This window comes from Amaricoccus solimangrovi (assembly GCF_006385685.1).
Classification (GTDB): Bacteria; Pseudomonadota; Alphaproteobacteria; order Rhodobacterales; family Rhodobacteraceae; genus Amaricoccus; species Amaricoccus solimangrovi.
The window spans coordinates 62,613-75,292 of record NZ_VFRP01000009.1 but is presented as its reverse complement, the minus strand read 5'-3'; the positions used below and the strand labels follow the sequence as shown (position 1 = coordinate 75,292).

The 12,680-nt window shown below is 71.6% G+C and carries 10 protein-coding genes; 9 read left to right on the top strand and 1 reads right to left on the bottom strand.

What is annotated here, in order from left to right:
- Positions 1-12: 12 nt before the first annotated feature.
- The 8 genes from FJM51_RS10945 to FJM51_RS10910 all read left to right on the top strand — a co-directional run bounded on the left by FJM51_RS10945 (position 13) and on the right by FJM51_RS10910 (position 10,979).
- Positions 13-1,461: a TrkH family potassium uptake protein gene (locus FJM51_RS10945; RefSeq protein WP_140454181.1), complete on the top strand. Its 1,449-nt coding sequence runs from the start codon at positions 13-15 to the stop codon at positions 1,459-1,461.
- A gap of 90 nt (positions 1,462-1,551) precedes the next feature.
- The gene (locus tag FJM51_RS10940) at positions 1,552-2,493 is read left to right on the top strand and encodes a glycine--tRNA ligase subunit alpha (RefSeq protein WP_438502751.1); all 942 of its coding nucleotides are present in this window, start codon (positions 1,552-1,554) and stop codon (positions 2,491-2,493) included.
- On the top strand, positions 2,490-2,933 hold the full coding sequence (locus FJM51_RS10935; protein ID WP_140454180.1) for a DUF6446 family protein: 444 nt from the start codon (positions 2,490-2,492) through the stop codon (positions 2,931-2,933). Before FJM51_RS10940 ends, FJM51_RS10935 begins: the two co-directional genes overlap by 4 nt.
- Positions 2,934-4,136, top strand: coding sequence for a sodium/glutamate symporter (gene gltS, locus FJM51_RS10930; protein WP_140454179.1), 1,203 nt, complete (start codon positions 2,934-2,936; stop codon positions 4,134-4,136). It begins immediately after the preceding gene.
- An 8-nt stretch (positions 4,137-4,144) separates the two neighbouring features.
- Complete coding sequence (gene glyS / locus FJM51_RS10925; protein WP_140454178.1) at positions 4,145-6,337, top strand: glycine--tRNA ligase subunit beta; 2,193 nt, start codon at positions 4,145-4,147, stop codon at positions 6,335-6,337.
- A 179-nt stretch (positions 6,338-6,516) separates the two neighbouring features.
- Positions 6,517-9,144 carry a putative PEP-binding protein gene (locus tag FJM51_RS10920; protein ID WP_140454177.1) on the top strand — a complete coding sequence of 876 codons (2,628 nt, stop codon included), beginning with the start codon at positions 6,517-6,519 and terminating at the stop codon, positions 9,142-9,144.
- Positions 9,141-10,079 (top strand): ArgK/MeaB family GTPase, encoded by a 939-nt coding sequence (locus tag FJM51_RS10915; protein ID WP_140454176.1) that lies wholly within the window; start codon positions 9,141-9,143, stop codon positions 10,077-10,079. Before FJM51_RS10920 ends, FJM51_RS10915 begins: the two co-directional genes overlap by 4 nt.
- 177 nt (positions 10,080-10,256) lie before the next feature.
- Positions 10,257-10,979: a cell wall hydrolase gene (locus tag FJM51_RS10910; protein ID WP_140454175.1), complete on the top strand. Its 723-nt coding sequence runs from the start codon at positions 10,257-10,259 to the stop codon at positions 10,977-10,979.
- 10 nt (positions 10,980-10,989) lie between these two features.
- On the opposite strand, the gene FJM51_RS10905 is transcribed toward FJM51_RS10910, so the two are convergent.
- Entirely contained in the window at positions 10,990-11,622 is a 633-nt protein-coding gene (locus tag FJM51_RS10905; protein WP_181164529.1) for a CAP domain-containing protein, read from the bottom strand.
- Between the two features lie 129 nt (positions 11,623-11,751).
- Here FJM51_RS10905 and FJM51_RS10900 point away from each other — a divergent pair, with 129 nt between their 5' ends.
- Positions 11,752-12,678: a dihydroneopterin aldolase gene (locus FJM51_RS10900; protein WP_181164528.1), complete on the top strand. Its 927-nt coding sequence runs from the start codon at positions 11,752-11,754 to the stop codon at positions 12,676-12,678.
- The last annotated feature ends 2 nt before the right edge of the window (positions 12,679-12,680 follow it).

Below are 12,680 nucleotides of genomic sequence, written 5' to 3'. Positions count from 1 at the left end.
CATCGATCACGAATGCTCGACCTTCGGCCAGTGGGATACGTGATCGGCTGGCTCGTCGCCGCGCTCGGGGGTGTCATGGCCATCCCGGCGGTCTTCGACCTGATCGACGGCGACCCGAATTTCCGCGCCTTCCTCGCCGCGATGGTCATCACCACGAGCTGCGGCGTCGCCGTCGCGCTCGCCTGCGCCGACAGCTGGCGCTCGGATCTCGACCTGCGCCAGGGCTTCCTGCTGACCACCGGCTCCTGGGTGAGCTTCGTGCTCTTCGGCATGCTGCCCTTCGTCCTCGGCCAGCCGGCGCTGAGCTTCACCGACGCCGCCTTCGAGACCACCTCGGCGCTCACGACGACGGGCGCGACCGTGATGAGCGGCCTCGCGGACATGCCGCGCGGCGTGCTGCTCTGGCGCTCGCTCCTGAACTGGGTGGGCGGCATCGGCATCGTGCTGATGGCGCTCATCCTGCTGCCGCTTCTCAACATCGGCGGCATGCAGATCCTGAAGACCGGCGATTTCAACACGCTCGGCAAGATCATGCCCCGGGCGAAGGAGATCGTGATCTCCTGCGGCGCGGTCTATCTCGTCTTCACGCTGGTCTGCGCGCTCGGCTATTCCTGGGGCGGGCTCTCGGGTTTCGACGCGCTGCTCCACGCGATGGCCACGCTGGCGACGGGGGGGATGGGCAACTACGACACCTCCTTCGGCGGGTTCAGCGCGACGACGCAATACGTGGGCACCGTCTTCATGCTGCTCGGCGCGATGTCCTTCATCCGCTTCGTGCAGTTCGCCCGGGGCGACGTCCGCTCGCTTTTCGGCGACTCGCAGATCCGCTATTTCCTCGGCATCTATCTCGCGCTCTGCGCCGGGCTGGTCGTGGCGCGGCTGCTGCATGGCGACGCGCTGAGCGAGAAGATGCTGCGCGAGGTGCTCTTCAACATGGCCTCGATCATCTCGACCACCGGGTTCGCGAGCACGGACTACACGCTCTGGGGGCCGATGGCGCAGGCGCTCTTCTTCTGCGCGATGATGATCTGCGGCTGTTCCGGCTCGACCACCGGCGGGCCGAAGGTCTTCCGCTACCAGCTGCTGCTCGCCGGCATCAACGCCGAGATCCGCCGGCTGCACAGCCGCAGCGTCGTGGTGACGCCGCGCTACCAGGGGCAGGTCATCTCCGAGGAGGTCATGGGGTCGGTCATGGCCTTCTTCATGCTCTTCTTCCTGACGCTTGGCATGGGGGCGGTCCTGCTCGTGCTGATCGGGCTCGACCCGGTCAGCGCCATATCGGGCGCGGCGACCACGCTCTCGAACGTGGGGCCGGGGCTCGGGCCGGTGATCGGCCCCTCGGGCAATTTCGCCGCGCTCCCCGATCCCGCGATCTGGGTGCTGACCTTCCTGATGCTGGTCGGCCGGCTCGAACTCATGGCGGTCTACGTGCTCTTCATGCCGAGCTACTGGCGCGCCTGAGGCCCGTCGGCGCGGGCGCCGCGCATTGACCGGGCGGAGGCGGGTGCTTAAGGAAGCACCGCACCTTGCCCCGGACGCCGAGCCCCGCGAATGAAGACCGAATCCATGTCGAACGCCCGCCCGCGCAGCTTCCAGGAGATCATCCTGCGGCTCCAGTCCTACTGGGCGGCCAGGGGCTGCGCGATCCTGCAGCCCTACGACATGGAAGTGGGCGCGGGCACCTTCCACCCGGCGACGACCTTGCGCGCGCTCGGCTCCCGCCCCTGGGCCGCGGCCTATGTCCAGCCCTCGCGCCGGCCGACCGACGGGCGCTACGGCGAGAACCCGAACCGGCTGCAGCACTATTACCAGTACCAGGTGCTGATCAAGCCGAGCCCGCCCGACCTGCAGGAGCTCTATCTCGGCTCGCTCGACGCGATCGGGATCGACACGGCGCTCCACGACATCCGCTTCGTCGAGGATGACTGGGAGAGCCCGACGCTCGGTGCCTGGGGCCTCGGCTGGGAGGTCTGGTGCGACGGGATGGAGGTGAGCCAGTTCACCTATTTCCAGCAGGTCGGCGGCCATGACTGCCACCCGGTCTCGGGCGAGCTCACCTACGGGCTGGAGCGGCTCGCGATGTACGTGCTCGGCGTCGACCACGTGATGGAGATGCCGTTCAACGATCCGGGAGCGCCGATCCCGCTCACCTATGGCGACGTGTTCCGCCAGACCGAGCAGGAATATTCGCGCTGGAACTTCGACGTGGCCGATACCGCGATGCTGCTCGGCCATTTCGAGGACGCGGAGCGGGAGTGCCGGCGCATCCTCGACGCGCCGCGCGCGGACAGGGCGGGGCGGGAGATCGTGATGGCGCATCCGGCCTACGACCAGTGCATCAAGGCGAGCCACCTCTTCAACCTGCTCGACGCGCGCGGCGTGATCTCGGTCACCGAGCGGCAGGCCTATATCGGCCGGGTCCGCGCGCTCGCCAAGGCCTGCGCCGACGCCTTCGTCACCACGGAGGCCGGCGGGTCGACCGGGGCGGCATGAACGGCAAGCGCCTCGTCCAGGGCTTCCTCGTCTTTCTCGCGATCTTCGCGGCCGCGCTGATCTATACCCAGTTCTTCGCCTATTACACGCGGGAGAGGGGGGTGGAGACGCTGCGCCTCGCGGGGGCGGAGGTGCCGGTCTCCGATTACGACGGGATCGATTCCGCCTCCTCGCCGCTGAAGCTGCGCGGCTGCTTCCGGATTGATCCGGCGGCGGTGGCGGCGCTGCCGCCGGCCGCGGATGCGACGCCGCTGACGCCGCCCTTCTGGTTCCGCTGCTTCGACGCGGGGGCGCTGACGGAGGATCTCGCCTCCGGGGCCGCGACGGCCCGCGTGGTGACGCGCGACGATCCGAAGGGGTTCGACGAGATGATCGCCGTCTACCCCGACGGGCGCGGCTATCTCTGGCGCCAGCTCAACGCCGCCTTCCGGGACGAATAGATGGCCCAGATCCAGTTCCCCGACTTCATGGCGATCACCGTCGGCCTCGTCGTCTATCTGCTGGGCGAGTCGATCAACAACCGCGTCCGGCCGCTGCGCGAGCTCAACATTCCCGACCCGGTGACCGGGGGGCTCGTCTTCGCGGCGCTGACCTGGGGGCTCTACCGCGCAGGCGTCGCGGAGATCGGCTTCGACACGCATACCCGCGACCTGCTGCTCCTGATGTTCTTCACCGGGATCGGCCTCAACGCCCGGCTCTCCGACCTGCTGCGGGGCGGGCGGCCGCTCGCGATCCTGATCGGGATCACCGCCGTGCTCCTCCTCGTCCAGATGGCGGTCGGCGGGCTCGGCGCCTGGATCGCCGGGCTGCCGATGGGGATGGGCGCGGTGCTCGGCTCCACCGCGCTCCTCGGCGGGCACGGCACGGTGATCGCCTGGACGCCCGAGCTGCAGGCCCGCGGGCTCGAGGCGGCGCCGGAGGTCGGCATCGCGATGGCGACGCTCGCCCTCGTGGTCGCGAGCATCATCGGCGGCCCGATGGCCGGCGCCCTCATCCGGCGGTTCGGCCTCGCCTCGACCGAGATCGAGGCCGGCAGCGTCGGCCTCGCGGAGGGCTACGCGACGGGCGAGATCACGCGCAACGCGCTGATGCGCACGCTGCTCTGGATCTTCATCTGCATGATCCTCGGCTTCTTCGTCCAGCGCGCGATCGCGGAATTCGGATTGAACCTGCCGCTCTTCGTGCCCTGCCTGCTGACGGGCATGCTCGTCGGCAACCTGATCCCGCTCGTGCCCTTCATCAAGCCGGTCTCCCACACGCCGACGCTCTCGCTGGTCTCGGAATTCGCGCTCGGCGTCTTTCTCGCCGTCTCGCTGATGTCGCTCCGGCTCTGGCAGCTGGGCGGCTACGCGGGCACGATCCTCGCCGTGCTGACGGTCCAGACGCTGATCGCGGTGCTGGCCGCCATCCTGCTCGCCTTCCGCTTCCTCGGGCGCGACTACCAGGCGGCGGTGATCTCATCCGGTTACGCGAGCTTCGTCATCGGCGCGACGCCGACCGCGATCGCGACGATGACCGCCGTCACCAAGCGCCACGGCCCCTGCCAGGCGGCCTTCATCGTGATCCCGCTGCTCTCGGCGCTCTTCGTCGACATCGCCAACGCCCTCGTCACACAGGGCTATCTCAATCTCCTCTCACCCTGAGCCAGCCCATGCCCGATCTTCTGCTCGAACTCTTCTCCGAGGAAATCCCGGCGCGCATGCAGGGCAAGGCCGCGGACGACCTGAAGCGCCTCGTCACCGACGGGCTGGTGGAGCGCGGCCTCACCTACGCCCACGCCGCCGCCTTCGCGACTCCGAGGCGGCTCACGCTGGCGATCGAAGGGCTCTCCGAACGCTCGGCCCTGCGCCGCGAGGAGCGCAAGGGGCCGAGGCTCGACGCGCCCGCCAAGGCGCGCGAGGGCTTTCTGCGCGCGATCGGCGCGTCCGAGGCCGAGGCGGCGGCGCTCGCCGCGAAGCCGGTCTCGGAAATCGCCATCCCGGGCGTGCGCGTCGTGGCGCGGCCGGAGAAGAAGTCCGAGGTGCTCTTCGCCCTCATCGAGCGTCCGGGCCGCGAGGCGGCGGAGATCGTCGCCGAGACGGTCGAGGCGGTGATCCGCGCCTTCCCCTGGCCGAAGTCGATGCGCTGGGGCGCGGGAAGCCTGCGCTGGGTGCGCCCGCTCCGCTCGATCCTCTGCCTGCTCACCACCGAGGCGGGGGCCGAGGTCGTGCCCTTCGGGATCGACGGCATCCCCGCGGGCAACCTCGCCCGCGGCCACCGCTTCATGGCGCCCGACGCCTTCGCCGTCTCCTCCTTCGAGGATTACGAGGCGAAGCTCGCGCGCGCCTTCGTGATCCTCGATCCGAAGGACCGGGCGGAGAGGATCTGGCATGAGGCGACGCAGCTCGCCTTCGCGCAAGGCCTGGAGGTGATCGAGGACAAGGGGCTGCTCGCGGAGATCGCCGGGCTCGTCGAATGGCCCGTGGTGCTGATGGGCCGGATCGCGGAACCCTTCCTGCACCTGCCGCCCGAGGTGCTCTCGACCTCGATGAAGGAGCACCAGAAGTTCCTCTCGGTCCGCGATCCCGGCACGGGGCGCGTCACCGGCTACGTCGTCGTGGCGAACCGCGAGACGGCGGACGACGGCGCGGCGATCCTCGCGGGCAATGCCAAGGTGCTCGCCGCCCGGCTTTCCGACGCCGTGTTCTTCTGGGAGAACGACCTCCGGACGCCGCTCGACGCGATGACCGGGAAGCTCGGCGCGGTGACCTTCCACAACAGGCTCGGCACGCAGGGCGCGCGCATCGCCCGGATCGCCGCGCTCGCGCGCGAGATCGCGCCGCTGGTGAAGGCCGATCCGGACCTCGCGGAGCGGGCGGCGAAGCTCGCCAAGGCCGATCTGGCGAGCCAGATGGTCTACGAATTCCCCGAGCTTCAGGGGGTGATGGGCAAGTACTACGCCGAGAAGGCAGGCGAGGACGGCGCCGTGGCCCTCGCCGCCGAGCAGCACTATTCGCCGCTCGGCCCCTCGGATTTCGTCCCCTCCGAGCCGGTGCCGGTCGCGGTCGCGCTCGCGGACAAGCTCGACACGCTGACCGGCTTCTGGGCGATCGACGAGAAGCCCACCGGCTCGAAGGATCCCTTCGCGCTCCGCCGCGCGGCGCTGGGCGTGATCCGTCTCCTGCTCGAGAACGGCATCCGGCTGCCGCTGACCCGTGTCCTGCTCGATCCGGTCCGCCGGAACCGCGCGGCGATGGTCGCCGCGGGCGCGGTTCCCGCCGAGGATGTCCCCGACCTGTCGAACGACCGCGTGGAACGGGAATGCGCCCTCGTGCTCGCGGAGGATCTCCTCTCCTTCTTCGCGGATCGCCTCAAGGTCTACCTTCGCGATCAGGGCATCCGGCACGACGTGATCGACGCGGCCTACCAGCTCGGCGGGCAGGACGACCTGACGCTGCTCGTCGCGCGCGTTCGGGCGCTTTCGGATTTCCTCGCGACCCGGGAGGCGGCGAACCTGCTCCAGGGCTACAGGCGCGCGGTCAACATCCTCGAGGCGGAGGAGAAGAAGGACGGCGTCGAATATTCGCTCGCCCCCGAGCCGAAGCTCGCGGAGACGCATGAGGAAGGCGCGCTCTTCGACGCGCTCGACGAGGCGGAGGCGGCGATCGGCCCGGCGCTCGGGCGGGAGAATTTCGAGGCGGCGATGAGCGCGCTCGCGGGTCTGCGCGCGCCGATCGACGACTTCTTCGAGACGACGGTGGTCAACGCGCCCTCCGCGATCATCCGGCGGAACCGGCTCTGCCTGCTGAACCGGATCCGGGCGGTGATGAATCAGGTGGCGATTTTTTCGGCAGTCGAAGGCTGACCGCGACCAAAGTTCGAGAGCCGCCGCCGCGGCGGCTTCGCGGATCCCGGGCGGCGAAAACCGCGCGGGATCAGATGGTTCCTGCAATGTCCTGACGCGGGCCGCGAAGGCGGCCCCGGGGAATGCGACACTTACGTTTCACTTTGCCGGCCGGGCAAACCGGACTATGCTGCGGTGCAATGAAACCGCAGGAGATCATACAGTTCGCCCCCGACGCCGTGGTCGGTCTCGACCGGGACGGGGCGGTGCGTGCCGAGGTGCACGGATCGCGCGCGCACATGCTCGCGCGGCTGACGACGCTCGGCCTGCCGGTGCCGCCGGGCGTGGCGCTCTCCTTCGACTGCGTGCGCCATCTCGCCGAGGGCGGCCCGATGCCGAAGCTGCCGCCCCGCTCCGCGCCCGACCGGCTGCTCTGCCTCCGGCCGAGCCCGCGCGACCGCGCCTGGGGCGGGCCGAGCGCGACGCTCAACATCGGGATCACCGCGCGCGACATCGCGGCGGTCGAGGCCGCGATCGGCGTGGTGGAGGCGCGGGAACTCTATGCCCGGCTGATCTCGACCTACGCGCTGATGGTCCATGGCGTCGATCCCGAGGGATTCGAGGCGCTCGCGCACCGAATCCTCGGCCCGGGTCCGCGCCAGCCGGAGGCGATGCGTGCGACGACCGAGGCGATGCTGCGCCTCTACGCCGAGGAGACCGACGAGGAATTTCCCGACGACGCGGCCGACCAGCTCGAGGGGATCGCGCGGGCGATGGCGCTGGACTGGGACCGGGCCTCGGCGCGGATCCTGCGCCAGGCCAAGGGCGGCCCGGCCGAGGGCGGGCTGGGGCTCATCGTTCAGGAACTCGCGCTCGGCGTGGCGCCGGGGGTGAGCGGGGCGGGCCACATCCAGATCGTCGATCCCCGCACCGGCGCGCCCTCGGTCGACGGGGCCTTCCTGCCGGGCAAGCAGCGCGCGGTGACGCGCCCGGGCTCGCGGCGGACCGGCGTCCTGCTCGCCCGCGGCCGGCGCGAGGGCTGCGACCAGCCCGCGCTGGAGGAGATGTGCCCCGAGGCGCTGGAGGCGCTGCGCGGCTATGCCGGGCAGGCCGCGCAGGGGCTCGGCGACGCGGTCCAGCTCTATTTCATCCTCGAGAACGGCGCGGTCTCGGTCGTGGACGCGGTGCCCGCGCGGCGCGGCGCGCGCGCCTCGGTCCGGATCGCGGTCGATCTCGCGAACCGGGGCGCTATCACGCGCGAGCAGGCGCTGCTCCGGGTCGAGCCGCGCAACCTGATCGAGCATCTGCATCCGCAGATCGACGCCTCCGCGGCGCGCGACGTCTGGGGCGGCGGCCTCGCCGCGAGCCCGGGCGCGGCGACCGGCTACATGGTCTTCACCTCGGAGGCGGCGATGCAGGCCGCCGCGCAGGGCGAGGACACGATCCTCGTCCGGCTCGAGACCGGGCCGGAGGACGTGCGGGGCATGCACGCGGCGAAGGGCGTGCTGACGATCCGGGGCGGGATGACCAGCCACGCGGCGGTGCTCGCCCGCGGGCTCGGCCTGCCGGCGGTCGTCGGCGCGAGCGATCTCCGGCTCGATCTCGAAGGCCGCCGCCTCGTCACCCCCGACGCGCGGGTGCTGCACGAGGGGGCGCTGATCACGATCGACGGCACGCGGGGCGAGGTGCTGGCGGGCGCCCCCCGGATGGTGGCGCCCGATCTCGGCGGCGCGCTCGCCGAACTGCTCGACTGGGCGGACGCGGCGCGCGATCTCGGCGTGCGGGCCAATGCCGACACGCCCGCCGATTCCCGCGTCGCGCGGGATTTCCGCTGCGACGGCCTCGGGCTCTGCCGGACCGAGCACATGTTCTTCGATCCCGCCCGCCTCACGGTGATGCGCGAGATGATCCTCGCCGACACGCCCGAGGAGCGGCGCGCGGCGCTCGATCTGCTGCTGCCGATGCAGCGGGCGGATTTCGAGGAGATATTCTCGATCATGCGCGGGATGCCGGTGACGATCCGGCTGCTCGACCCGCCGCTCAACGAGTTCCTGCCGCATGACGAGGACGAGATGGAGCATCTCGCCTCGGCGATGGGGATCCCAGCGGGCCAGGTGAAGGCGCGCGCCCGCGAACTCGCGGAGGTGAACCCGATGCTCGGCATGCGGGGCGTCCGGCTGGGCGTGGCGCTGCCGGAGATCTACGAGATGCAGGCCCGCGCGATCTTCGAGGCGGCGATCGCGGTCAACCGCGACGCGCGCGACCCGGTGGTGCCCGAGGTGATGATCCCGCTCGTCTCCGCCTATCGCGAGGTCGAGCTCGTCAAGCACCGGATCGACGCCGTGGCCCGCGCGGTCGAGGAGGAGCAGGGCGAGAAGCTCGACTTCTCGCTCGGCGTCATGGTCGAGACGCCGCGCGCGGCGCTGCGCGCCGGCGATCTGGCGGAGGTGAGCGAATTCCTCTCCTTCGGTACCAACGACCTGACCCAGATGACCTACGGCCTCAGCCGCGACGACGCCGGCCGGTTCATGCGCGACTATGTCCGGGAAGGCGTCTTTCCGGAGGATCCGTTCCACACGCTCGACATCGAGGGGGTGGGCGAACTCATGCTGATCGCCGCGCGCCGCGGCCGGGCGCGCAACCCGAACCTCAAGCTCGGCCTCTGCGGCGAGCATGGTGGCGATCCCGCCTCGGTGCGCTTCTGCCGGCTCGCCGGCTTCGACTATGTCTCCTGCTCGCCCTTCCGCGTGCCGATCGCCCGGCTCGCCGCGGCGCAGGCGACGATCCTCGTGGGCAAGGCCGGGGCGGAGGCCGTCGCTTCCGCATGAGCACGCCGCCCCGGGATCTCGCCGCCCTGCGCGCGGGCGGCAAGGCGGCGCTGGCCCGCTGCCTCTCGATGCTCGAGACCGATCCCGCGCATCCCGCCCTCGTCGGCCTGCTCGACGCGGCCTTCACCGGGCCGGGCGGGCTCGTGCTCGGCCTGACCGGGCCGCCGGGCGTGGGCAAGTCCACCCTCACCAATGCGATGATCGCGCGCCTGCGCGCGCGGGGCGAGCGGGTCGGGGTGATCGCGGTCGATCCTTCCTCGCGCCGGACCGGGGGCGCGCTGCTCGGGGACCGCGCGCGCATCGAGACCGACCCCGAGGATACCGGCGTCTTCGTGCGCTCGATGGCGGCGCGCAGGCGCCTCGGCGGCCTCGCCGATCTCACCTATCCCGCGGCGGTGCTGATGCGCGCGCTCTTCGACTGGGTGATCATCGAGACCGTGGGCGTCGGCCAGTCGGAGACGGAGATCGTCGATTGCGCCGATCTCGTCGTGTTCTGCGCCCAGCCGGGATCGGGCGACGCGCTGCAGTTCATGAAGGCGGGCGTGATGGAGATGCCCGACGTCGTGCTCGTCACCAAGGGCGACATGGGCGCGCCCGCGCGCCGCGCGGCGGCGGATGTGCGCGGCGCGCTGTCGCTCGCGGCCGAGGATCGCCCGCCCGCCGCCGTCGCGATCCTCTCCGCGGTGACCGGGGAGGGGATCGGGGAGGCGCTCGATCTCATCGCCGCCCGCGCGCCCGATCCGGCGGAGGGCGCGGCGCGCCATCGCGCGCGGGCGCGGGCCTGGGCCGAATCGCGCCTCGCCGAATCGTTCGGGAGCGTCGGCCTCGCCGCGCTGGCGCCGCTGATCGACCGTTACGCGACGCCGTTCTCGGCGGTTTCCGCGCTCGGCGACTCGGCTCGCACGGCGGTTCAGGCGAGTCTCGAAAACATCTGAATCCCCGATCCTTTCACCCGAAAACGTTAATGTCTCCGCCGCGCGCGTTCGGCGGCTTTTCGCTCATCTCCCGCAAACATTTGGACTTTTCGGCCCCTCGCCGGTTTGTAGGGCATGACGAGCAGTTAACGCGCAAGCTGACCGAGCCCGAGTCTCGGCCCAAGATACGGAAGCCCCATGAACGGCCTGCACAGCCCCGCCTCCGGGCGGCTCCCAATGGTTTTTGCCATCGCCGCCAGCCTCCTCGGAACCGTTTTCGCACCGATCGCCGCGCGCGCCGAGACGCCCGCGCCGGTGCCGACCGCGGCGGTCGCGCAGGTGCTGGGGCAGGAGCGGGCCCGGCTCGCCGGGACGGGGCGGCTCGCGGAACTCGCTAAGGGCCGGGCCACCAGCGTCACGCCGGTCATCGGTACCCGCAACGTCGATCCCGGCTCGGCCCGCGCGCTCGCCGGCGCGGCGGGCAAGAGCACGCTGACCTTCGCCGCGCTCGACGCGCTGCCGGAAACCACGGGCGGCGCGGACTGGAAGTGCCTCTCGGAGGCGATCTATTTCGAATCGCGCGGCGAGCCGCTCGCGGGCCAGATCGCGGTCGCGGAGGTGATCCTGAACCGCGTGGACAGCCCGTCCTATCCCAAGAACGTCTGCGGCGTGACCCATCAGGGCGTCGGCACCGCCGGCCGCTCCTGCCAGTTCTCCTATGCCTGCGACGGCCGGGCCGACACGATGAAGAGCGCGCTGCCGCGCGAAAGGGCCGAGAAGCTCGCCACGCTGATGCTCGCGGGGCGGGAGCGTACCGTCACCGACGGCGCCACGCATTTCCACGCGGCGCGCGTGCGGCCGTCCTGGGCCCGGGTGATGACCCGTACCGCGCGGATCGGGCACCACAGCTTCTACCGCTGAGCCCCGCCGCTCAGCCCGCGAAGGCCTGCGCCATGTAGACGTCGCCGCATCCCGCGCCCGTCGGATCGACGCCGAGGCCGGCGCCGACGCGCGTGTAGCGGGGCGAGAGCAGCGAGGCGCGGTGGCCGGGCGAGGCGAGCCAGCGCGCGACGACTTCCTGGGCGAGACTGGCGTAGCTGTGGATCGGCACCGGCGCGCCGGTATCGCCATAGGTGAAGGCGCAGCCCTGCGACCGCCGCGAGATGGGGCGGCCGAGCAGCCGGTAGAGCTTGCCGAGCGCGATGTTCTCGGCGGCGCGGGTGTAGGGGATGCCGAGCGCGCGCAGCCTGTCGCGATAGGTGACGGCGCCCGGGATCGGCAGCCGATGGCTGAGCGTGCGCAGCGCCTCCATGTTTCCGGCCTGGTTCGACGCGGCGAGCGCCAGCGCCGGGTCGGCGCGGAGCGGCGGGATGCCCCGCGCCTCGCGCGCCGCGTTGGAATAGAGCAGCACCGCCTCGGCGAAGCGGGCCTGATCGGGCGCCGACCAGCTGACCGGCGCGAGCAGGTCGTCCGGCGGGATCCGGGTCTCGGTCGCGCCCGCCATCCCCGCGAGCAGGGCGAGGACCGGGATCAGGCCCCATGATGCCGCGCGCGTCGTTCCCATGTCGTTCCCCATGCTCGCTCCCATGTCGCGCAGAGCCTACACCTCGTTTCGTATCCGCCAAGTTCACGCTTTCAACCGGGGGCGCCCGCCGCTAACACATCGGGGCCGGAAGAGATGCGAGGCAGTGCCGTGGGCGATACCCTTTCCGAGACCGCGCTCGCCTTCGCCCCGCCCGAGGCGCGGGCCAGGGCGACGGCCGCGGGCCAGCCGTGCGACCGGATCTCGGTCCGCGACGACGTGCGCGCGGTCGAGATCGGCGCCTTCGGCGCGGAGCGCGGCGTCACCCAGCGGCTGCGCTTCAACGTCGTGCTCGAGGTCGCGCCGCATGACGCGGCGGCGGGCGACGACGTGGACCGGGTGATCTCCTACGACACGATCACCGACGCGATCACCGCGGAACTGGCGCGGGAGCGGTTGAACCTGCTCGAGACGCTGGCGGAGCGGATCGCGGACCGCTGCCTCGCCGATCCCCGGGCACTCCGCGCCTTCGTCCGGGTCGAGAAGCTCGACCGGGGCTCGGGCGCGCTCGGAGTCGAGATCGTGCGCGCCCGCGCGGCGGCGGAGCCGGTGGCCGAGGCGCGCGCGGCGACGGCGGCGCGGGTGGTCTATCTTCCCCCGGAGGTCATGGGTGGCCCGGAGGGGCCGGACTGGATCGCCGCGCTCGGCGCCCATCCGGGGCCGCTCGTCCTCTGCCTCGGCCCGGCGCTTCCCGAGCCCGCCGCCACCTCCGAGGCCGGGCTCCGCGCGGGGCTTCTCTCGATCGACCAGGCCGCCTGGCGCCTCGCCGAGCGCGCGCCCGGCCTCGCCGTCGTCGGCTCGCGCACCGAACTCGACTGGGCGCTCGCCCGGGGCAAGGGGGCGATCTGGGCGCCGGTCAAGATGGTGCTCGACGCCCGCGCCCGGCCCGGGGCGGATGCGAGCGCGCCGGAGCGCCTCGCCGCCTGGCTCGCGGCCGAACTCGGCGCGCCCCTCGCCCTGGCCGGCGACGGCCCCGCGGCGGAGGGCGCGATCCGCCTGCGGCATCCCGCCGATCTCGCCCCTTCTCCTTCCTCCTGACT

Coding starts and splice junctions, on each gene's coding strand:
- FJM51_RS10945 (WP_140454181.1), top strand. CDS start 13: ATGCTCGACCTTCGGCCAGTGGGATACGTGATCGGCTGGCTCGTCGCC.
- FJM51_RS10940 (WP_438502751.1), top strand. CDS start 1,552: ATGAAGACCGAATCCATGTCGAACGCCCGCCCGCGCAGCTTCCAGGAG.
- FJM51_RS10935 (WP_140454180.1), top strand. CDS start 2,490: ATGAACGGCAAGCGCCTCGTCCAGGGCTTCCTCGTCTTTCTCGCGATC.
- gltS (WP_140454179.1), top strand. CDS start 2,934: ATGGCCCAGATCCAGTTCCCCGACTTCATGGCGATCACCGTCGGCCTC.
- glyS (WP_140454178.1), top strand. CDS start 4,145: ATGCCCGATCTTCTGCTCGAACTCTTCTCCGAGGAAATCCCGGCGCGC.
- FJM51_RS10920 (WP_140454177.1), top strand. CDS start 6,517: ATGAAACCGCAGGAGATCATACAGTTCGCCCCCGACGCCGTGGTCGGT.
- FJM51_RS10915 (WP_140454176.1), top strand. CDS start 9,141: ATGAGCACGCCGCCCCGGGATCTCGCCGCCCTGCGCGCGGGCGGCAAG.
- FJM51_RS10910 (WP_140454175.1), top strand. CDS start 10,257: ATGAACGGCCTGCACAGCCCCGCCTCCGGGCGGCTCCCAATGGTTTTT.
- FJM51_RS10905 (WP_181164529.1), bottom strand. CDS start 11,622: ATGGGAACGACGCGCGCGGCATCATGGGGCCTGATCCCGGTCCTCGCC.